This is a genomic window from Leclercia adecarboxylata (assembly GCF_035787115.1).
GTDB classification, from domain to species: Bacteria; Pseudomonadota; Gammaproteobacteria; order Enterobacterales; family Enterobacteriaceae; genus Enterobacter; species Enterobacter adecarboxylatus_E.
On sequence record NZ_JALKTL010000001.1, the window covers coordinates 633,945 to 653,388 of the forward strand.

Consider the following 19,444-nt stretch of genomic DNA (forward strand, 5'->3'; position numbering starts at 1 on the left):
ACCTACAAGCCTGCGGGCGGAGCCTTTCGCCCGCAGAGATATGGTCACCCACGGGCTGACCATCAGCATTCCGTGGCTGGCCCTCGTCAACATCGGCTTTGCGCTGATGGTGCTATTACGTAACGGGCTGTTTGACAACATCGATGCTCTGTATCAGGTGAATGCCTTCAGCGCCAGGACGATAGATCTGCTGATGCTGGCGGTAATCATTCTCTTCAGCTTCTCCCTGCTGCTGGTCTGGCAAAAAAAGCAGGGACTGAGCCTGTTGATGCTGTTGTCAGGCCTGATCTGGTCCGGGTGTGCCGTCTGGTTTATCGCGCACCTGAAACTGCCCTTCGCCTGGCCGCTCTGCACCACCCTGCTCCTGACCGCGCTGGCAGGACTCTATTTCTATCCCGTTGGGTTGATAAGCTATGCGCTGCCGCTGTGGGCGGCGATGCCCGTAGCCAGTCTGGTGCTGAACCAGGGGGTCACGCTGCGTTTCGCGGTGGTATGGCTGATTTTCACGGTGGTGCTGGTGTACGGGCGGTTTATTTTAGTGCGCTGGTTTGATGAGGCCTGGCTGCGTCACCAGCAGAACCAGGCGCTTATTGCCCGTCTGGATGCGCTGGCGCATCAGGATCCCCTGACCGCCACCGCGAACCGCCGGGCAATGGAGACGGTGCTGGCGCATATGGTCGAACAGAAGAAAGGTTTTGCCCTGATCATGCTCGATGTCGATGAGTTCAAGCGCTATAACGATTTTTACGGGCATCAGGCCGGGGATGCATGTCTGGCGGCAGTGGCGCAGGCCCTGAAACAGGTGGTGCGCAGCCCGGACGATCTGGTGTCGCGCTATGGCGGCGAGGAGTTTCTGCTGATCCTGTTTGATGCGACGGAAAAAGTTGCGGAACAGGTGGCGGCGCGCATTCAGGAGCGCCTGCGCGTCGCGGCTATTCCGCATGCTGCCTCAACGGTCAGCGACAGCGTCACGGTCAGCATGGGGATCGCCTTAATGACCGTGGGTCAAACGGCCAGCCAGGTGATTGCCCAGGCCGACGCCGCGCTCTACCGGGCGAAAAATGCAGGACGAAACCGCTGGTCCTGCTAAGGGCGCGTCACGGGTGACGCGGCTGACAGATAAGTGCAGAACGTAAGGTGAACGGAACCCCCACCTCTGTCGCATGTTCCCCTCACCCCAGCCCTCTCCCTCAAGGGAGAGGGGGCCGACCGTGCCACTCTTTTTTGTGGGGATCCTTCAGCCCACAGGGAGAGGGAGCAAACATTAATACCTTACGCACACCGATTTAGTCTCACACCAGCCATCCAGCCAGTCCGGGCCAAAATCCCGTCCGGTGCCGGACTGCTTCATCCCGCCGAACGGCAGGTTGGCATCGATCAGGGTATGGCTGTTCACCCACACGGTGCCCGCCTGCAGACGATCCGTGTACTCCAGCGCCTTGCTGATATTTTGCGTCCAGACGCTGGCGGTCAGACCGTATTCGGTGTCGTTCGCCAGGCGTAACGCCTCTTCGCCGTCGGCGACGCGCACCAGGTTCACCACCGGGCCAAACACCTCTTCGCGGGTCAGACGCAGGCTGGCGTCCGGGTTCACCACCAGCGTCGGCGACACGTAATACCCCTGGTTGTTCGGGCCGCGGTTGCCGGTAATCAGCTCCGCCTGACGCGACTGCGCCTCGTCAAGGAAGGTCTGCACCTTGTCGCAGTGGGCGCGGGAAACCAGCGGGTTAATGTGCGCCTCCTGGGACATCCCTGGCCCCACGCTCAGGGATTTCACCGCCTGCTCAAAGCCGCTCACCAGGTTATCAAAGAGCGGCGCTTCGATGTAAATACGCGAACTGGCGGCGCACACCTGGCCCTGGTTCAGGAAGCTCCCGGTCATCAGCCCTTCGATCACCCATGACGGATCGGCATCTTTCAGCACGATAGCCGGGTTTTTGCCGCCCAGCTCCAGCGTTACCCCCATCAGGCGGTCGGCGGCGGCGCGCGCAATCTGTTTGCCGGTGGCGGTCGAGCCGGTGAAGCTCACTTTGGCGATATGCGGATGGCTGGTCAGCGCCGCGCCACACACGGCGCCGCTGCCGGTCACCACGTTGAAGACGCCGTCCGGGATCCCGGCTTCGCTCGCCAGTTCCGCCACCCGCAGCAGGGTCAGCGGCGTGGTTTCGGACGGTTTGATCACGATAGAGCAGCCTGCCGCCAGGGCGGGCATCACCTTCCACATGCCGATCAGCAGCGGGAAGTTCCAGGGCACGATCCCGGCCACCACGCCGATGGGCTCTTTGCGCGTCCACGCCTGATAGCGGGCGCCCTGCGGCATGGGAATAGAGAGATCCAGCGTTTTACCGGCAATTTTGGTGGTCAGTCCGGCGGTGTAGCGCATCCAGTTCAGGGTGCAGCCCACTTCAAAGGCGCGGGAGATGTTAATGGATTTGCCCTGCTCCAGGGTTTCGAGCTGGGCCAGCTCTTCGGTGTGCTGCTCCACCAGATCGGCGAAGCGCAGCAGAATGCGTTCACGCTCAGCAGGCAGCTTGCCAGACCAGCTGCGGGCAACAAAGGCACGCCAGCCGGACATTACCGCACGGTCAACGTCCTGCGCGCTGGCATCGGCCGTGGAGGCTATGACCTGGCCGGTTGCCGGGTTAAAGATATCCAGACGCTTTTCGCTGTCGGAGGCGGACGATTGTCCCTCAATCCAGAGGCCATGCTGGCGATCCAGAAATTGCTGCACGCCGGGAAGTACTGCGACCTGTGTATCAGACATAGCGATTCCTTATTATTCGCAGGGTGTCATCGCAGTCTAAGATGGGTTTATGCAATGCGCTTTTATCTCTGTGACATTCGCTTTGTCTGCTGTGACAGGCTCCGCAAAACGCGACAATACTGCCGTTTCGCTCTCTGGTGCAGTGAAGTTTTTGCCGGGATTTCGCCCCATGTCACGGGTAATTAGAAACATAAATGCAACAATGTTTAAACATTCACGACGTGGCAGGTCAGACGATGGCGAGTGCAAACGAAACGGACAATTATCAGCAGTGGCTGGCACAGATTAATCAGGTTTGCGGGAGTTTTGCGGCCCGGCCCATGAGCGGCGAGTTTTATGGCGAGCTGGAATCCACCTGGACCGGCAACCTGAAACTCAGTACCGTCACCGCCGGGGGGGTGAACCTGTTTCGTACCCGCCAGGAGATCAAGACCAGCAACGATGCCTGGTTCTACACCGTATTTCAGCTGGAGGGTGAAGCGGGTCTGGAGCAGGACGACCGGCAGATTGTGCTGAACGCGGGGGATATTACCCTGATCGACGCCTCCCGCCCCTGCTCGATCTACTGGCCGGAAAAATCACGCCAGATCTCGTTGCTGCTGCCGCGCCAGATCCTGGAGCAGCACTTTCGTTTTCAGGAAGTGAGCTGCGCGCAAAAGCTCTCCCACAGCCTGCCCACCGTTCAGCTCAGCCATCGTCTGCTGCAGGACAGCATGAACAACCCGGCATTAAGTGAAACCGAAAGCGAAGCCGCGCTTGAGGCGATGGTCTGCCTGCTGCGCCCTGTCCTGCAACAGCGGGAAACCGTGCAGCCCCGCAAGGCGCGCCAGTTCAGCAATGTTCTGGCGCTTATCGACGATCACATTCAGGCCGAACACCTGCGCCCGGAGTGGATTGCGGCGGAATGCGGGATGTCGGTGCGCAGCCTGTACCGGATGTTTGCCGCGAAAGGGCTGGTAGTGGCGCAGTACATTAAAAATCGTCGGCTGGATCTGTGCGCGCAGATGCTGCGCGGTGCCAGCGATGATGAAAAGCTGGCGGGCATTGGCTACAGCTGGGGCTTTACCGACCACAGCCACTTTTCAACGGCCTTTAAGCAGCGCTTTGGGATCTCGCCCGGCGAATACCGCAAACGCCACCGCTGATCACTTCTGTAACCACCTGCCGTTGACGCCCTGGACATACTCACCGGGGCGGGCGCGGGCGACCAGCCTGGTCCCGGCCATTTTCGCCACTTCATCCACCGGAATGTTATTGCTGTCGGCCAGTTTCTGGTAGCTGTCGGTGCGGGCCTTGTTGATCTGCTCCACCAGCGCCAGGGTTTCGCTATCCTGACTGCGCGGCGCAATATACCCGCTCAGCGTTTCCCCGACGCGCCCTGCGGTGCGGGCTTCGTTGAGGGTCAGGGCCAGCGCGGGCGCACAGATCCCCAGCGTCAAAATAAGCAGTGCGATCGGTTTTCTCATGGCTGCCTCAGAACAGATCGCTGCGCGATTTGAGCAGCGATTCCACGTCTTTATCCACTTTGATGTGGATTTCATGTTCAATTTTGACGTTCATGTTGATGGTGATCGGCTCCTTCGAGGCCGCCACTTCTATCCTCGGCGTGCAGCCTGTCAGCAACAGTATCACAATCGCGGTGAAGCCACCGGCCAACTTTTTCATGGTTGTTCCTTACATTCCTTGCCTGTCGGACAGCGGTTATCCGGTAATGCGGCGTTCTCCTCCAGCCACGTCTGCAGATTGTCGCCAAAACGCAGGCTGCGCCAGAGGGTAAACACGTTCTCCTGATGGGTGTAGTTGAGGTTAACCGCCTGAGTCTGGCCCTCGACGCGGCTGGCGCCACGCAGGGTCGACGCCAGGGTTAATTCACCCAGATTATCTACATTCAGTTTCGTCCACGACTGCGATATTTCCATATAGCGAAGCCAGTTAATCGCCCCCGCCGCCGCCTCGTTCTCTTTGACCAGCGCGTCGGCGGTGTCTTTATCGAGACGCAGGGTCATCGGGCCCGCGTTGCTCAGCCAGCCATCTTTGATGATCCATTTCTCGTTGTCCAGCCACAACGGCAGCGCCCCGCTGAACGGCCCGGACAGGGCAAACTGTTTGGGGTTAATCGCACTGATAAGCTCGCTGGAGGAGAGGTTCTGCACCCGCAGCAGGGCCGCATCATGCTGAGGCATGCGCAGCTGTTGCAGGGTCACTTTGCCGCCCAGCAGATCGACGCTGACGTCGCTCAGCAGCAGCGGATTCGCGTCGCTCCAGGGGTAATCGCCCTGCAGATCCGCGGTGATATTGCGGGCCGTGACCTGATTTATCACCTCATTAATGCGCAGGGTCACCGGGCCGTGGGTGCCCAGCGACCAGGTGCCCTGGCTGAAGCTGAACGGCAGGACAAAATCGACGCCGTTGATTTTGTTGTCCGGCATCCAGACGCTGCCGCTTTTCAGCACCCCGTGTCCCCCGGCCTCAAAGCCCTGATCCGCCGCTGCGGAATAAGCCACCTGCGCATAGAGTTCGCCATCCTTGAGGGCCATTTTCCAGTCCGGCGGGATGAGCGGCTGAAAAACGGTTAAGGACTGCTTCGGCCACCAGGCCTGACCGCGCAGGCGCTCCCCGTCCCAGCGCCCGTTCAACTGCACCGGTCCGATGGCCTCGGCGTTGAGGGTACCTTTGTATCTGAACAAGGTCGGATCGCGCCCCTCCACGCTGAATGTGATTGTCGAGGGCGGTAATACGCTGCCGCCGGTAAAGGTGGTCTGCCCGGCTTCAAAGGATAACGCGCCGCTGAAGTGCGGCGCTTCAGGGTCACGCTGCCAGCGGATCGGGCGCGCCAGCACCATGCGCGGCGCGCTGGCATGCAGGGTGCCATACTTCAGCTGGTCAAAGCCGGTCGAGAGTTCGCTCAGTTCAATCACGCTGTCGCGCCACTCCCCTCTCCCGGCCACGTCCCAGCGGGCCTGCATCGGGGTAAAGTTGCCCTCGCCCCAGTAGCGCCACTGCCACACTCCGCTGTCCGGCAGAAAGTCACTGGCCCGGCCATCCAGGTGCAGGGTGAAATCCCCCATCTCCTGTTCATGGGCGCGTAAAATGGCCTGCAGACGCCCGTCGATGCCGTTGAGGGTCAGCGCTACGCCAGCCAGCGGCCAGCGCACCTCGTCGATATTCAGGGCGTCGATAATCCGTCCGCGCGAGCGCAGCAGCGCCCCCGGCGCAAAGGCCAGCCGGGGCTCGGCGAGACTGCCGGTCAGCGTGGCGGGCAGCTTCGCGTAAAGCGTCAGGTCGTTCTGTTTGGCAATACCGGTGAGCTGCATCGGCATGGCGCTGTCATCCATGCTCAGCCTGCCGGGACCGAAGGTGAGCACCGCGTTGCCCTTCCCGGCGTCGCCCTGGGTGAGCACGTTCATGCGCCCGCTGATGACAGCCTTCTCCGTCCCCTGCTGCCAGTTGGCGATCTTAAGCCCCAGCCGTCCGCCGAGCGGTATTCCGGCCTGCTCCCAGCGCCAGCGGCCGTCGCTGATGGTGAATTGTTCCGGGGTGATCTGCCAGGGGAGATCCAGCAGCGGTTCGCCGCTCTCTCTGGCGATCATTACCAGTTGGCCCTGATTGTCCTGCCATTCCAGCTCGGCATCCACCAGCGAGGCGATCTGCGGTACCCTGAAGGTCGCCACCGTGTGCCCCTGCACCGGCAGGCCGTCCGGCACCAGCGGCAGGGTAAATTCTCCCACCAGTTTTACCGGCTGGGGATTGTCAGGGAGATGAAGCGTAACGTCGGTAATGGTCAATGAGCGCCCGCGCAGTTTTCCCCGCAGGCTAAACTTATCGCCGTGGTAGACAATTTCCTGCAGCGACGGCGTTAGCGAGGCGGTTAATTTCCCCTGCCACGCCTGCCAGGGGGAGAGCGTCAGGCGGTCGATGTTAAGCCAGGTGTTAGGCAGCAGGGATTGCCATTCGGCCAGGGAGCGCGGCGCGGCGGGCGTGGGTTCGCTGGCGGGAATTTTACTGAGGCAGGCGCTGTTGAGATCCAGCGCACCGATGTTGATTTTCCAGCGGCTTGGGTGGCTGAGGGTGGCGTCTTTGACGCGGGCGATTTCGCAATCCTCTACCAGATAGCGCAGATCGGGAATTACCAGGGCGTTACGGGTCAGGCGCGGGCTTTGCTCAAAGGCGATCCGGGTGCCGGCAGGGAGCCAGATCCCGGCAAGCGTGGGCACCCACTGCGCAAGCGTCAGCAGTAGCGTCAGCGGCAAAAGAACGATCAGCAGCAGTAGCGCGATCGCGGCTTTGTATGTACCCCTCATGGGCAGTTAATATCCTGATTTAGCGAAAAAATTAGCCGACAGTACCGAATATTGTGGCATGTTTAGCCGGTCAGTTGAAGCGAACGCCATTTTTAAGGATAGTTGCTCCATAATTAATCAGAGAACTTATTGAATTCAATAAAATTTTATAAATTGTAAGATTATTTTAATCATGCTACCGTAATTGAAAACTCACTGGAGAAAGTCTTATGAAACTCGCGGTATACAGTACAAAGCAATACGACAAAAAGTATCTGCAGCACGTTAACGAGGAGTATGGCTTCGAACTTGAATTTTTTGACTTTCTGCTTAACGAAAAAACAGCCAAAACCGCACACGGTTGCGATGCGGTCTGTATTTTCGTTAACGATGACGGCAGTCGTCCAGTGCTGGAAGAGCTGAAAAAACAGGGTGTGAAGTACATCGCCCTGCGCTGCGCGGGCTTCAATAACGTGGATCTGGATGCGGCAAAAGAGCTGGGTTTACAGGTGGTGCGCGTGCCGGCCTATTCCCCGGAAGCGGTGGCTGAACACGCCATTGGGCTGATGATGTCCTTAAACCGTCGTATTCATCGTGCTTATCAGCGCACCCGTGATGCGAACTTCTCTCTGGAAGGGCTGACCGGGTTTACCATGTACGGCAAAACTGCCGGGGTGATCGGCACCGGTAAAATCGGCGTGGCAGCGCTGCGGATCCTGAAAGGATTTGGTATGCGTCTGCTGGCGTTTGACCCTTACCCGAGTGCTGCCGCGCTGGATCTGGGCGTGGAGTATGTTGACCTGCCGACCCTGTACGCGCAGTCCGACGTCATCTCCCTGCACTGCCCGTTGACCGCAGACAATTACCATCTGCTGAACCGCTCCGCCTTCGACCAGATGAAAGATGGCGTGATGATCGTCAACACCAGCCGCGGTGGACTGATCGACTCCCAGGCTGCCATCGAGGCGCTTAAAACCCAAAAAATCGGCGCGCTGGGGATGGACGTCTACGAGAACGAACGCGATCTGTTCTTTGAAGACAAATCCAACGACGTGATTCAGGATGACGTCTTCCGTCGCCTGTCCGCCTGTCACAACGTGTTGTTTACCGGACACCAGGCATTCCTGACCGCCGAGGCGCTGATCAGCATTTCAGAAACCACCCTGGGCAATCTGCGCCAGCTGGAGAAAGGCGAAGCCTGCCCGAACGCGTTGTTCTGATTGGGATTGTTTGTTCTTAAAGCAATAAATATCTCAAAGTGAATAGAGAGCTTACAGCGGCTCCCTGGTCCGGCTGAAAATCGCTGAGGCGTTTCCTGTAGGCCGGGGCGAGGCGCAGGGACGCGCCGAGAGGGCATAGCCTGCAAGGATGCAGGCTGGTGCCCGACCCGAAAGCCAGAGGGAATAAGCTGAGGACAAAATTGCCGGGAGCAATTTTGGACAGCGCTTGCGCTGGCCCCGAAGGGGTGAGCCCCAGGGATGGGGCGAACAACCCGCGAAGCGGCGATTTTCTTGCCGGGAGCCCGGGTCGCCAGGGTGGTGGCGAGTGAGCCACCCTGGCACGTTCACCGGTTCTGGCGCGACAGAGAAGCACTGGTCTGGAAGTGAACGGAACCAGCACCAGAGCCGCATGTTCCCCCTCACCCCAGCCCTCACCCTCAAGGGAGAGGGGGTAGCTAGTGCATATCATCAATCTGCGGTTACCCCTCAGCTTCACAGGACAGTTTCAGATTATCCCGCAAGACAATTCCTGCCAGCGCAATAGACTATGCATTAGCTATTTACGCAGTGAATATACCGAGAAGAAACATGAAAACGCTCGTCGCAGTAACACTCCTCAGCATGGCGCTGACAGGCTGTGTCAACCCAGGCAAAGCCTCCGTCCAGGAAGAAGAACTTCAGCAGCACCGCTTTGTGCTGCAAAGCATTAACGGCACCGCTATCACCCCGGTCGCCACGCCGCCGGAGCTCGCCTTTGGCGAAAAAATGGCGGTGTCAGGGGTGATGTGCAACCGCTTTAGCGGCCAGGGCAAGCTGTCTGATGGCGAGCTTAAGGTGAAGGAACTCGCCATGACGCGTAAGCTGTGTACCGAGCCTCAGCTTAACGAGCTGGATCACGCCATTGGAACGATGCTGCGCAGCGGTACGCAGGTCGATCTGACGGAAGACGTGTTAACCCTGGCGACGGCCGAGACGACGCTGGTCTTTAAACGCGCAGAGTGATCAGTAACTTCCGCACGACCCTACGGCAAGCGATTGTTCACTGCAGCGTTTGCCGTTAGGCAGCGCACACATGCCGATGGCTGAACCATCCAGCTGGCGCGCAACGGACAGTGAGCCGCCAATCATGGCGCAATTGGCTTCACCGGAACTGGACATGGCCGCCCTCATCCCCGGCGCGACGTGCGCGGCGGTTGCCTGCTGTACTGGTTCATTGCTGCAGGCCGACAGTAACAAAGCGGCACACCCAACCCAAAATGCTGCGCGCATAATCTCTCCCCTCGTTGAATTGCAAAACCTATGCATAATAGGCAGCCCGCCCGCGTCCGTCGAGAGCAGAACCGTGTTTTTGCGCGTTACTAAAAAAATTTCTGCCCGATTTCAGGCAAAAGTTTGATCAAACCATTGATGGCGCTAATAAGCAGGACACAAAAGCGAAAATCGTTTCAGCGGCCCTTTGCTAAACTAAAAAGATAATTACAGGACGCGTCGATCTGTCACGGGTCCCTCTTTCTTTGCGCAATGTAAGGGTGTCATATGCAAACTATTGACGGCAATGGCGCAGTCGCGTCCGTCGCGTTTCGCACCAGTGAAGTGATCGCCATCTACCCCATTACACCCAGCTCGACCATGGCGGAACAGGCCGATGCCTGGGCCGGTAACGGGCTGAAAAACGTCTGGGGCGATACGCCTCGCGTAGTTGAAATGCAGTCGGAGGCCGGGGCGATCGCCACGGTCCACGGGGCGTTGCAGACCGGGGCGCTCTCAACCTCGTTTACCTCCTCGCAAGGGCTGCTGCTGATGATCCCCACGCTGTACAAGCTGGCGGGACAACTCACCCCCTTCGTGCTGCACGTTGCGGCACGCACCATCGCCACCCACGCGCTGTCGATTTTTGGCGATCACTCCGACGTGATGGCCGTCCGCCAGACCGGTTGCGCCCTGCTCTGCTCCGCCAGCGTGCAAGAGGCGCAGGATATGGCGCTGATTTCACATATGGCGACGCTGAAAAGCCGGGTGCCCTTTATCCACTTCTTCGACGGCTTCCGCACCTCCCACGAGATCAATAAGATTGCGCCGCTCTCTGATGAGACGATCCGCAACCTGCTGCCGCAGGCGGAGATTGACGCCCACCGCGCCCGCGCGCTGAACCCGGAACACCCGGTGATCCGCGGCACCTCCGCCAACCCGGACACTTATTTCCAGTCCCGCGAGGCGACCAACCCGTGGTACGACGCGGTGTATGACCATGTGGACCAGGCGATGGCCGACTTTGCCGCTGAAACCGGGCGCGAGTATAAGCCGTTTGAGTTTTACGGCCATCCGCAGGCGGAACGCGTCATTGTGATCATGGGTTCCGCGATTGGCACCTGTGAAGAGGTGGTGGATGAGCTGCTGCGCCGGGGCGAAAAAGTGGGCGTGCTGAAAGTGCGTCTCTACCGTCCGTTCTCGGCCAGACATCTGCTGGCGGCGCTGCCGGAAAGCGCGCGGTCGGTGGCGGTGCTGGATCGCACCAAAGAGCCCGGTGCCCAGGCCGAGCCGCTCTATCTGGACGTGATGACCGCCCTGGCGGAAGCCTTTAACAGCGGCGAGCGCGAGACGTTGCCGCGGGTCATTGGCGGGCGCTATGGCCTGTCGTCGAAAGAGTTTGGCCCGGACTGCGTGCTGGCCATCTTTAACGAGCTGAGCGCAGCCAGGCCGAAGCCGCGCTTTACCGTCGGCATCTATGACGATGTGACCAACCTGTCGCTGTCGCTGCCGGAAAACACCCTGCCGTCAACCGCGAAGCTGGAAGCGCTCTTTTACGGGCTGGGCAGCGACGGCAGCGTGTCGGCGACCAAAAACAACATTAAGATCATCGGTAACTCCACGCCGTGGTATGCCCAGGGCTATTTCGTCTATGACTCGAAAAAAGCCGGGGGGCTGACGGTCTCCCACCTGCGCGTCAGCGAACAGCCGATCCGTTCGGCGTATCTGGTGTCGCAGGCCGATTTCGTCGGCTGCCACCAGCTGCAGTTTATCGACAAATACCAGATGGCCGAGCGCCTGAAGCCGGGCGGGATTTTCCTGCTCAATACGCCGTACAGCGCCGATGAGGTGTGGGCGCGCCTGCCGCAGGAAGTGCAGGCGGTGCTGAACCAGAAAAAAGCGAAGTTCTACGTGGTGAACGCAGCCAGAATCGCCCGCGAATGCGGTCTGGCGGCGCGTATCAATACCGTCATGCAGATGGCATTTTTCCATCTGACCCACATTCTGCCGGGCGACAGCGCGCTGATGGAGCTGCAGGGCGCTATCGCCAGGAGCTACAGCAGTAAAGGCCAGGAGCTGGTGGAGCGCAACTGGCAGGCGCTGGCGCTGGCGCGGGAGTCGCTGGCGGAAGTGCCGCTGCAGCCGGTAAATGCCCACAGCCCGAACCGCCCGCCGGTGGTGTCGGACGCGGCACCGGACTTTGTCAAAACCGTGACCGCCGCGATGCTGGCCGGTCTGGGCGATGCCCTGCCCGTCTCGGCCCTGCCGCCGGACGGCACCTGGCCAATGGGCACCACCCGCTGGGAAAAACGCAATATCGCCGAAGCGATACCCATCTGGAAAGAGGAGCTGTGCACCCAGTGTAACCACTGCGTGGCGGCCTGCCCGCACTCGGCCATTCGCGCCAAAGTGGTGTCACCGGAGGCCATGGAGAACGCCCCTGCCAGCCTGCACTCGCTGGATGTGAAATCCCGCGACATGCGCGGCCAGAAATACGTTCTGCAGGTGGCCCCGGAAGACTGCACCGGCTGTAACCTCTGTGTGGAAGTTTGTCCGGCGAAAGACAGGCAGAACCCGGAAATCAAGGCCATCAATATGATGTCGCGCCTTGAGCATGTGGAAGAGGAGAAAGTGAACTATGACTTCTTCCTCGATCTGCCGGAGATCGATCGCAACAGTCTTGAGCGGATCGATATTCGCACCTCGCAGCTGATCACCCCGCTGTTTGAGTACTCCGGCGCCTGCTCCGGCTGTGGCGAGACGCCATATATCAAGCTGCTGACCCAGCTCTACGGCGACCGGATGCTGATTGCCAACGCCACCGGCTGTTCGTCGATCTATGGCGGCAACCTGCCATCAACGCCGTACACCACCGACGCCAATGGACGTGGTCCGGCATGGGCAAATTCACTGTTCGAAGATAACGCCGAGTTTGGTCTGGGCTTCCGTCTGACGGTGGATCAGCACCGCGTGCGGGTGATGCGTCTGCTGGAAGAGTTTGCCGATCGGATCCCAACGGCGCTGAATACCGCCCTGCACAGCGAGGCGACGCCGGACGTGCGCCGTCAGCAGGTGGCCGAACTGCGCCAGGCCCTGGTGGGTGTGGAAGGTGCGGAACAGCTGTTAACCGATGCCGATGCGCTGGTCGAGAAATCGATCTGGCTGATTGGCGGCGACGGCTGGGCGTATGACATCGGCTTCGGCGGCCTGGATCATGTCCTCAGCCTGACCGAGAACGTCAATATACTGGTGCTGGATACTCAGTGCTACTCCAATACCGGCGGCCAGGCGTCGAAGGCGACGCCGCTGGGCGCGGTGACCAAATTTGGCGAGCACGGCAAACGCAAGGCGCGTAAAGATCTGGGTGTCAGCATGATGATGTACGGTCATGTTTATGTGGCGCAGATTTCGCTGGGGGCGCAGCTGAACCAGACGGTGAAGGCGATTCAGGAGGCGGAAGCCTATCCTGGCCCGTCGCTGATCATCGCCTACAGTCCCTGCGAGGAGCATGGTTACGATCTGGCCCTCAGCCACGATCAGATGCGCCAGCTGACCGCAACGGGCTTCTGGCCGTTGTACCGCTTTGACCCGCGTCGTGCCGATGAAGGTAAGCTGCCGCTGGCGCTGGACTCCCGTCCGCCGTCGGATGCGCTGGCAGAGACGCTGATGCAGGAACAGCGGTTCCGTCGGCTCAATGCCCAGCAACCCGAGGTGGCAGAGCAGCTGTGGAAAGATGCCGCCGCCGATCTGCAAAAACGCTACGATTTTCTGGCGCAGCTAGCCGGAAAAGCCGAAAAAGCGGCTAGCGAGTAACGCCTTCCTGGCCCGGTATCCCCGGGCCATTTTTCTGGCCTAAAAAACTGCCAATTAAACACTGGCGGGCGTTTATACGCATAAATAAATAACAGATAAATTAGTGCAACATATTTATTGCAAAAACAAAAATAGCATAAACAAATAAACGATCTGAGCTTAGTGTTTTAATAAAACAAGGCTGGATTGTTTAATGAAGATTTATTTAATACATTCACGCAAATTATGACCATTTCAACAGCAGCAGTTTGTTGAGCTTTTAATTACCTGGTAACAATTATCGCTTTTCGCTAAATGAAGGAGTGATTTAGCATGAGACATCTTTCCAAAGCAGGAAGTTCCGCGGAAAGTTAAAATCAATTAAATATAAAAACGTCATAAGGAATAGTCATAATGCAAAAAAAAGCACTGGCTTTGATGATCCCAGCCCTGTTATTGGCTGGCGCAGCAAATGCAGCTGAAATTTATAATAAAGATGGCAACAAATTAGATCTGTACGGTAAAGTAGACGGCCTGCATTATTTCTCCGACGACAGCGGCGCTGACGGCGATCAGACTTACATGCGTCTCGGCTTTAAGGGCGAAACCCAGATTAACGATATGCTCACCGGCTACGGCCAGTGGGAATATAATATCCAGGCTAATAACACCGAAGGTTCGGGCAATCAGTCCTGGACGCGTCTGGCATTCGCCGGTCTGAAATTCGGTGATTACGGTTCATTCGATTACGGCCGTAACTACGGCGTACTGTACGACGTGGAAGGCTGGACCGATATGCTGCCAGAGTTCGGCGGCGACTCCTACACCAAAGCCGACAACTTCATGACCGGCCGTGCGAACGGCGTCGCAACCTACCGCAACACCGATTTCTTCGGCATGGTTGAAGGCCTGGATTTCGCCCTGCAGTACCAGGGCAATAATGAAGGTTCCGGTAACGGTAACGAAGGCACTAATAACGGCCGTGACGTGCGCCTTGAGAACGGCGACGGCTTCGGTATCTCTACCTCTTACGACTTCGGCATGGGGTTCAGCGCAGCAGCGGCTTACACCTCTTCTGACCGTACTAACGCGCAGATTAACGAAACCACTGCGGGCGGCGACAAAGCGGAGGCCTGGACCACCGGTCTGAAATATGACGCCAACAACATCTACCTGGCGGCCATGTACTCGGAAACCCGTAACATGACGCCATACGGTAACGGCGACCAGGGTGAAACAGTCGCCAATAAAACCCAGAACGTTGAAGTCACCGCTCAGTATCAGTTCGATTCCGGCCTGCGTCCGGTCGTCTCTTACCTGCAGTCAAAAGGTAAAGATCTCGGCAACGGTCAGGGCGATCAGGATCTGGTTAAATATGCTGAAGTGGGTGCGACTTACTACTTCAACAAAAATATGTCTACCTACGTTGATTATAAAATCAACCTCCTGGATGAAGACGATCGGTTCTACAAAGATAATGGCATCGGCACCGATGACATCGTAGCATTAGGTCTGGTTTATCAGTTCTGATAAGTTTAGCCCGCGTGAATACGTGGGCTAACTCTTTATATTCGCAAAGCATTCTGCGTTTTATATTATTTATTACGCTGCCCCATTTAAATATCCTCACTTTATCGCTATCTCTTTTACACACTTTTTGTTGCACCCCTCGGGCAAACTAAGACAAGATAAATCGCATGTCTGCCCTGCTGTAAAGGACGCGTTATTATGAATCACCATACCGTTAAATCTTCGCGTATCGCCTCAATTGGCTACGATAAATGTAATGAAACGCTGGAGATCCGTTTTCTGGATCACAGTGCCTGGCAATATCAGCCTGTACCGGTGCGCATTTTTAACGACTTTTTGAATGTCGTATCAAAAGGCCGTTTCTACGACGGTGTCGTTAAGGGCAAATTCAGAGAGAAAAGAGTCGCCTGAACGCACCTCCACAGCACCTTTACGCATCCGGCCTGGCACGGTAGCTCAGCACCCCGGCAATGCCTCCCCCCCCATCGTTAGGGTGAACCCGCCCTTCCGTCACCAGCACATCCGGGAAATCAAACGGCGAAACGCCTTCAATGCAGGCAACGTTGACGCCGTACTGCTCCGGATTTGAACGCCGCTGGTGGAATGTGTAAATCCCGCAGACCGAACAGAAATAGTGCACCGCTGTCCGGGTGTTGAAGCGGTACTCGGTCAGCAGCGATTCGCCCTGAACAATGTGGATACCGGATAACGGCGCGGAGACCGCAATCGCCCCGCGCATCCGGCAGAAGGAGCAGTTGCAGCGCCGGATGGTATTGAACCCGTCTGAGAGCTCGACGGTAAACCGGACCGCGCCGCAGTGACACTGAGCAGACACTGTATTCGCCATTTCAGGCTCCTTGCGTTAAGCATGCCCCACACAATCGGCGTGACAACACGCCGCGTACCGGCTAAGTGTATGCCACCTTTTCCGTCAGCGCCGGATAGATTCCTCCGCACTCTTTTTCAGATACGCTTCCTGAAAGATCTGTTCTGAATAGGTGAGCTTCATGATGGGTGACAAATAGGGTGCGTCGAGCTCGATTAAATCCTCGTCATTCTGGTATTTGGCGTATTTATCTCCGGCGAAAGAGATCTGTTTTTTTACCACCACATATTTATGCGCCAGCATACTTTCGACTTCATCAAAACGGTTTTTATCCAGCTCAAGCATTATGGCGGTAATTTTGCCGGCTTTATTGAAGATGACGGCGTTGTTTTTTACCCCCTCTAAACCCAGCTCACGGTTCGGAATGGAGAATATATCCCCATCACTCCACTTACTGCGCCCTTCATGAAGCGACGAGGGATAGGCTTTAATGAATTGCTGTAGCGTGGTTTTGCCTAACGTCAGCCCCATTGCGGTGGTGTTCGCCTGGGCGGATGAAAACATTGTCATTAAAATGATAATTCCCGCGAGTAATTGCCACTGTTTATACATCGTTATCACCTCATCGTATTAATCCTGTTTTTGCTTATCATCGTCTTTATTACCTGTCTCTCCTCTATCGTACAGGGTCAATTATTATTGGCCTATGCGCCTTTCTGGTGAGTGCGCAGTGCAGATACAGTACGAGTTACTGAGCCGGGCAGAGGGGCCGTTACGATGCCACGAGGCGGGGAAATGAGATAAAAAAGCCACCAGTAAATACTGGTGGCGCGGGTATAACTCACGGTCAGCTATTTTTTAACGGGCTGGGGTTTTTTATCACCCGATTCCGGCGCCTCGCGCGGGTCATCTTTTTCAACATACTGCATGAGTACCTCCCGTTTTTGTGGATGGACTACAACTATAGCGTGGGTTAACCAAACAGAGCCAGGCGGCAAACGGCAAAAACCGCGCCAGAGTGGCCCTGTGTGATTACGCGCTGCTATAAAACGTGCTGACATTCATCGCCGTAATCCGTACCATACACGCCATACTTTTTTCATGTTGACCTGCAGCCCGCCTTCTCAAGGCGTGAGCCGCCTGAGCTGCTTTAGCCACATACGAATTGAGCCACTATTAAATGTCGCAAAATCAAGAAATTACCAAGAAAGAACAGTACAACCTGAACAAACTTCAGAAGCGTCTGCGCCGTAACGTTGGCGAAGCCATTGCTGATTACAACATGATCGAAGAGGGCGACCGCATCATGGTCTGCCTGTCTGGTGGCAAAGACAGCTACACCTTGCTTGAAATTTTGCGCAACCTTCAGCAAAGCGCGCCGGTGAACTTCTCATTAATTGCCGTTAACCTCGATCAGAAGCAGCCAGGCTTCCCGGAGCATATCCTGCCGGAATATCTGGAGAAGCAGGGCGTTGAGTACAAGATTGTCGAAGAGAACACCTACGGCATCGTTAAAGAGAAGATCCCGGAAGGGAAAACCACCTGCTCGCTCTGCTCACGTCTGCGTCGCGGCATTCTTTACCGTACCGCCACCGAGCTGGGCGCCACCAAGATTGCTCTTGGCCACCACCGGGATGACATTTTACAGACGCTGTTCCTGAACATGTTCTACGGCGGCAAAATGAAAGGCATGCCACCGAAGCTGATGAGCGACGACGGGAAGCACATCGTTATCCGCCCCCTCGCCTACTGCCGCGAGAAGGACATCGAGCGTTTTTCCGAGGCCAAAGCCTTCCCGATCATTCCATGCAACCTGTGCGGCTCGCAGCCAAACCTGCAGCGTCAGGTGATTGCCGACATGCTGCGTGACTGGGATAAACGCTATCCTGGCCGGATCGAAACCATGTTCAGCGCGATGCAGAACGTGGTGCCTTCGCACCTGTGCGATATCAATCTGTTTGATTTCAAAGGCATTAAGCACGGCTCTGAAGTGGTGAACGGCGGCGATCTGGCGTTCGATCGCGAAGAGATCCCGATGCAGCCAGCGGGCTGGCAGCCGGAAGAAGATGACACTCAGCTGGATGAGATGCGTCTCAACGTTGTCGAAGTGAAATGATTTTTGAGCGTCTCAGCGGGCCTGCTGAGACGCTTTTCCGCCCGCCTATTTCAGCAGACGAACCCGGCAGCTTTTGCCTTTGATCTTGCCGTTTTGCAGCTGCTTCCATGCCTTGTGCGCCACTGACTGACGCACCGCCACATACACATGGGCAGGATGCACCGCGATTTTACCGATATCAGCCCCGTCGAGCCCAATGTCACCGGTCAGTGCACCCAGCACATCACCGGGACGCATTTTGGCTTTTTTACCGCCGTCGATGCACAGCGTCGCCATCTCTGCCGCCAGCGGCGCGATACTGACGTTTGTCGGCGCATCGACCCAGTTGAGTTTGATTTGCAGCATTTCAGCCAGGATATTGGCTCGCTGCGCCTCTTCTGGTGCGCAGAAGCTGATCGCCAGACCGCTGTTACCGGCACGCGCGGTTCGCCCAATACGGTGCACGTGCACTTCCGGATCCCAGGCCAGCTCGTAGTTCACCACCAGCTCCAGAGATTTGATGTCCAGGCCGCGGGCGGCGACGTCGGTGGCGACCAGCACGCGCGCGCTACCGTTGGCGAAACGCACCAGGGTCTGATCGCGATCGCGCTGCTCAAGATCGCCATGCAGCGCCAGCGCGCTCTGCCCCGCCTCGGCCAGGGCATCGCAGACCGCCTGGCAATCTTTTTTGGTGTTACAGAACACCACGCAGGAGGCGGGTTGGTGAAGGCTGAGCAGCTTTTGCAGCAGCGGGATTTTGCCACGTTGGGTGGTATCAAAGAACTGCTGCTCAATGGCTGGCAGGGCATCGACGGAATCAATTTCAATGGCGAGAGGATTTTGCTGCACGCGTCCGCTGATGGCGGCAATCGCCTCCGGCCAGGTGGCGGAAAACAGCAACGTCTGACGTGATGGCGGCGCAAAACGGGTCACTTCGTCAATGGCGTCGCTAAAGCCCATATCCAGCATCCGGTCCGCTTCATCCAGCACCAGGGTTTGCAGCGCATCGAGAGAAACGGTTCCTTTTTGCAGATGGTCGAGCAAACGTCCCGGCGTGGCGACGATAATGTGCGGGGCATGCTGCAGCGAATCACGCTGCGCGCCAAAGGGTTGTCCGCCGCACAGGGTTAAAATTTTGGTGTTCGGCAGAAAACGCGCCAGGCGACGTAGCTCTCCCGCAACCTGATCCGCCAGTTCGCGCGTCGGGCACAGCACCAGCGACTGCGTCTGAAACAGCGTGGCATCAATCTGCTGTAACAGCCCAAGGCCAAAGGCAGCTGTTTTACCACTGCCGGTTTTGGCCTGCACCCGGACATCGCGTCCTTCCAGGATCGCTGGCAGCGCGGCAGCTTGTACAGGGGTCATCGTCAGATAACCCAACTCGTTGAGATTATCGAGTTGGGCGGCAGGCAGTACGTTCAGCGTTGAAAAAGCAGTCACAGTTATTCTCGCGGTAAAAGACTCACAGTCAGCAGGCGCGTATCCTCGCAGATCTCCGCCTCTGATGCGACATTTTAATCGGCACTTCATCCGGCGGCGGATCCGGCATCGGCTGCGGGCGTGGGATCGGTTCAGGAACAGGCACCGGATCGACAGGAACCGGGTCAGATTGCCGCAGGGGTTGCAGCAGCAGTGTTAACAGCATGGCCATATTACCCTCCAGAGGATCGGGAATGTCTCTTTTAGGGT

19 protein-coding genes are annotated in these 19,444 nt (G+C 57.5%); 9 read left to right on the top strand and 10 right to left on the bottom strand.

Going from position 1 to position 19,444, the window contains the following annotated elements; all coding sequences use genetic code 11:
* Positions 1–40: 40 nt before the first annotated feature.
* The gene (locus MXM41_RS02945; RefSeq protein ID WP_325930834.1) at positions 41–1,090 is read left to right on the top strand and encodes a GGDEF domain-containing protein; all 1,050 of its coding nucleotides are present in this window, start codon (positions 41–43) and stop codon (positions 1,088–1,090) included.
* A gap of 174 nt (positions 1,091–1,264) precedes the next feature.
* Here MXM41_RS02945 and MXM41_RS02950 read toward each other — a convergent pair whose 3' ends face one another.
* Positions 1,265–2,764 (bottom strand): aldehyde dehydrogenase family protein, encoded by a 1,500-nt coding sequence (locus MXM41_RS02950; RefSeq protein ID WP_325929810.1) that lies wholly within the window; start codon positions 2,762–2,764, stop codon positions 1,265–1,267.
* Between the two features lie 236 nt (positions 2,765–3,000).
* Between MXM41_RS02950 and feaR the strand changes: the two genes are divergently transcribed.
* Positions 3,001–3,909 (top strand): transcriptional regulator FeaR, encoded by a 909-nt coding sequence (gene feaR, locus MXM41_RS02955; RefSeq protein WP_325930836.1) that lies wholly within the window; start codon positions 3,001–3,003, stop codon positions 3,907–3,909.
* Here the strand turns inward: feaR and MXM41_RS02960 are convergent, their stop codons facing one another.
* Genes MXM41_RS02960 through MXM41_RS02970 form a run of 3 tightly spaced genes read right to left on the bottom strand, consistent with a single transcriptional unit; the run spans position 3,910 to position 7,065 of the window.
* The gene (locus MXM41_RS02960) at positions 3,910–4,230 is read right to left on the bottom strand and encodes a YdbL family protein (protein ID WP_325929811.1); all 321 of its coding nucleotides are present in this window, start codon (positions 4,228–4,230) and stop codon (positions 3,910–3,912) included.
* Between the two features lie 7 nt (positions 4,231–4,237).
* The gene (locus MXM41_RS02965; RefSeq protein WP_325929812.1) at positions 4,238–4,429 is read right to left on the bottom strand and encodes a YnbE family lipoprotein; all 192 of its coding nucleotides are present in this window, start codon (positions 4,427–4,429) and stop codon (positions 4,238–4,240) included.
* A complete protein-coding gene (locus MXM41_RS02970; RefSeq protein ID WP_325929813.1) occupies positions 4,426–7,065 on the bottom strand; it encodes a YdbH family protein in 2,640 nt (879 codons plus the stop codon). Before MXM41_RS02970 ends, MXM41_RS02965 begins: the two co-directional genes overlap by 4 nt.
* A 209-nt stretch (positions 7,066–7,274) precedes the next feature.
* On the opposite strand from MXM41_RS02970, the gene MXM41_RS02975 reads away from it, so the two are divergent.
* From MXM41_RS02975 to hslJ, 3 genes are all read left to right on the top strand, one after another.
* A complete protein-coding gene (locus MXM41_RS02975; RefSeq protein WP_325929814.1) occupies positions 7,275–8,264 on the top strand; it encodes a 2-hydroxyacid dehydrogenase in 990 nt (329 codons plus the stop codon).
* Between the two features lie 258 nt (positions 8,265–8,522).
* Entirely contained in the window at positions 8,523–8,651 is a 129-nt protein-coding gene (locus MXM41_RS02980; protein ID WP_325929815.1) for a hypothetical protein, read from the top strand.
* Positions 8,652–8,852: 201 nt separating this feature from the next.
* Positions 8,853–9,266, top strand: a complete 414-nt coding sequence (hslJ, locus tag MXM41_RS02985; protein ID WP_325929816.1) for a heat shock protein HslJ — start codon at positions 8,853–8,855, stop codon at positions 9,264–9,266.
* On the opposite strand, the gene MXM41_RS02990 is transcribed toward hslJ, so the two are convergent.
* Positions 9,267–9,533 carry a DUF333 domain-containing protein gene (locus tag MXM41_RS02990; protein ID WP_039028502.1) on the bottom strand — a complete coding sequence of 89 codons (267 nt, stop codon included), beginning with the start codon at positions 9,531–9,533 and terminating at the stop codon, positions 9,267–9,269. It lies immediately after the preceding gene.
* A 267-nt stretch (positions 9,534–9,800) separates the two neighbouring features.
* Between MXM41_RS02990 and nifJ the strand changes: the two genes are divergently transcribed.
* From nifJ to MXM41_RS03005, 3 genes are all read left to right on the top strand, one after another.
* Positions 9,801–13,325 carry a pyruvate:ferredoxin (flavodoxin) oxidoreductase gene (nifJ, locus tag MXM41_RS02995; protein WP_325929817.1) on the top strand — a complete coding sequence of 1,175 codons (3,525 nt, stop codon included), beginning with the start codon at positions 9,801–9,803 and terminating at the stop codon, positions 13,323–13,325.
* Between the two features lie 393 nt (positions 13,326–13,718).
* A complete protein-coding gene (ompC, locus tag MXM41_RS03000) occupies positions 13,719–14,834 on the top strand; it encodes a porin OmpC (RefSeq protein WP_325929818.1) in 1,116 nt (371 codons plus the stop codon).
* A 198-nt stretch (positions 14,835–15,032) separates the two neighbouring features.
* Positions 15,033–15,245, top strand: coding sequence for a KTSC domain-containing protein (locus MXM41_RS03005; protein ID WP_325929820.1), 213 nt, complete (start codon positions 15,033–15,035; stop codon positions 15,243–15,245).
* 19 nt (positions 15,246–15,264) lie between these two features.
* On the opposite strand, the gene MXM41_RS03010 is transcribed toward MXM41_RS03005, so the two are convergent.
* From MXM41_RS03010 to MXM41_RS03020, 3 genes are all read right to left on the bottom strand, one after another.
* Positions 15,265–15,681 (bottom strand): GFA family protein, encoded by a 417-nt coding sequence (locus tag MXM41_RS03010; protein WP_325929821.1) that lies wholly within the window; start codon positions 15,679–15,681, stop codon positions 15,265–15,267.
* Positions 15,682–15,765: 84 nt separating this feature from the next.
* Positions 15,766–16,272 carry a hypothetical protein gene (locus tag MXM41_RS03015; RefSeq protein WP_325929822.1) on the bottom strand — a complete coding sequence of 169 codons (507 nt, stop codon included), beginning with the start codon at positions 16,270–16,272 and terminating at the stop codon, positions 15,766–15,768.
* 239 nt (positions 16,273–16,511) lie between these two features.
* Positions 16,512–16,589: a hypothetical protein gene (locus MXM41_RS03020; protein WP_225759512.1), complete on the bottom strand. Its 78-nt coding sequence runs from the start codon at positions 16,587–16,589 to the stop codon at positions 16,512–16,514.
* Between the two features lie 251 nt (positions 16,590–16,840).
* On the opposite strand from MXM41_RS03020, the gene ttcA reads away from it, so the two are divergent.
* Complete coding sequence (gene ttcA, locus MXM41_RS03025; RefSeq protein WP_325929823.1) at positions 16,841–17,776, top strand: tRNA 2-thiocytidine(32) synthetase TtcA; 936 nt, start codon at positions 16,841–16,843, stop codon at positions 17,774–17,776.
* Between the two features lie 45 nt (positions 17,777–17,821).
* On the opposite strand, the gene dbpA is transcribed toward ttcA, so the two are convergent.
* Entirely contained in the window at positions 17,822–19,195 is a 1,374-nt protein-coding gene (gene dbpA, locus MXM41_RS03030; RefSeq protein WP_325929824.1) for an ATP-dependent RNA helicase DbpA, read from the bottom strand.
* A 28-nt stretch (positions 19,196–19,223) separates the two neighbouring features.
* Positions 19,224–19,400 (bottom strand): hypothetical protein, encoded by a 177-nt coding sequence (locus tag MXM41_RS03035; RefSeq protein WP_325930838.1) that lies wholly within the window; start codon positions 19,398–19,400, stop codon positions 19,224–19,226.
* Between the last annotated feature and the right edge of the window lie 44 nt (positions 19,401–19,444).

What these genes read in the sequence shown, in the direction of transcription:
- MXM41_RS02945 (WP_325930834.1), top strand. Translation starts at nt 41, where the DNA reads ATGGTCACCCACGGGCTGACCATCAGCATTCCGTGGCTGGCCCTCGTC.
- MXM41_RS02950 (WP_325929810.1), bottom strand. Translation starts at nt 2,764, where the DNA reads ATGTCTGATACACAGGTCGCAGTACTTCCCGGCGTGCAGCAATTTCTG.
- feaR (WP_325930836.1), top strand. Translation starts at nt 3,001, where the DNA reads ATGGCGAGTGCAAACGAAACGGACAATTATCAGCAGTGGCTGGCACAG.
- MXM41_RS02960 (WP_325929811.1), bottom strand. Translation starts at nt 4,230, where the DNA reads ATGAGAAAACCGATCGCACTGCTTATTTTGACGCTGGGGATCTGTGCG.
- MXM41_RS02965 (WP_325929812.1), bottom strand. Translation starts at nt 4,429, where the DNA reads ATGAAAAAGTTGGCCGGTGGCTTCACCGCGATTGTGATACTGTTGCTG.
- MXM41_RS02970 (WP_325929813.1), bottom strand. Translation starts at nt 7,065, where the DNA reads ATGAGGGGTACATACAAAGCCGCGATCGCGCTACTGCTGCTGATCGTT.
- MXM41_RS02975 (WP_325929814.1), top strand. Translation starts at nt 7,275, where the DNA reads ATGAAACTCGCGGTATACAGTACAAAGCAATACGACAAAAAGTATCTG.
- MXM41_RS02980 (WP_325929815.1), top strand. Translation starts at nt 8,523, where the DNA reads ATGGGGCGAACAACCCGCGAAGCGGCGATTTTCTTGCCGGGAGCCCGG.
- hslJ (WP_325929816.1), top strand. Translation starts at nt 8,853, where the DNA reads ATGAAAACGCTCGTCGCAGTAACACTCCTCAGCATGGCGCTGACAGGC.
- MXM41_RS02990 (WP_039028502.1), bottom strand. Translation starts at nt 9,533, where the DNA reads ATGCGCGCAGCATTTTGGGTTGGGTGTGCCGCTTTGTTACTGTCGGCC.
- nifJ (WP_325929817.1), top strand. Translation starts at nt 9,801, where the DNA reads ATGCAAACTATTGACGGCAATGGCGCAGTCGCGTCCGTCGCGTTTCGC.
- ompC (WP_325929818.1), top strand. Translation starts at nt 13,719, where the DNA reads ATGCAAAAAAAAGCACTGGCTTTGATGATCCCAGCCCTGTTATTGGCT.
- MXM41_RS03005 (WP_325929820.1), top strand. Translation starts at nt 15,033, where the DNA reads ATGAATCACCATACCGTTAAATCTTCGCGTATCGCCTCAATTGGCTAC.
- MXM41_RS03010 (WP_325929821.1), bottom strand. Translation starts at nt 15,681, where the DNA reads ATGGCGAATACAGTGTCTGCTCAGTGTCACTGCGGCGCGGTCCGGTTT.
- MXM41_RS03015 (WP_325929822.1), bottom strand. Translation starts at nt 16,272, where the DNA reads ATGTATAAACAGTGGCAATTACTCGCGGGAATTATCATTTTAATGACA.
- MXM41_RS03020 (WP_225759512.1), bottom strand. Translation starts at nt 16,589, where the DNA reads ATGCAGTATGTTGAAAAAGATGACCCGCGCGAGGCGCCGGAATCGGGT.
- ttcA (WP_325929823.1), top strand. Translation starts at nt 16,841, where the DNA reads ATGTCGCAAAATCAAGAAATTACCAAGAAAGAACAGTACAACCTGAAC.
- MXM41_RS03035 (WP_325930838.1), bottom strand. Translation starts at nt 19,400, where the DNA reads ATGCTGTTAACACTGCTGCTGCAACCCCTGCGGCAATCTGACCCGGTT.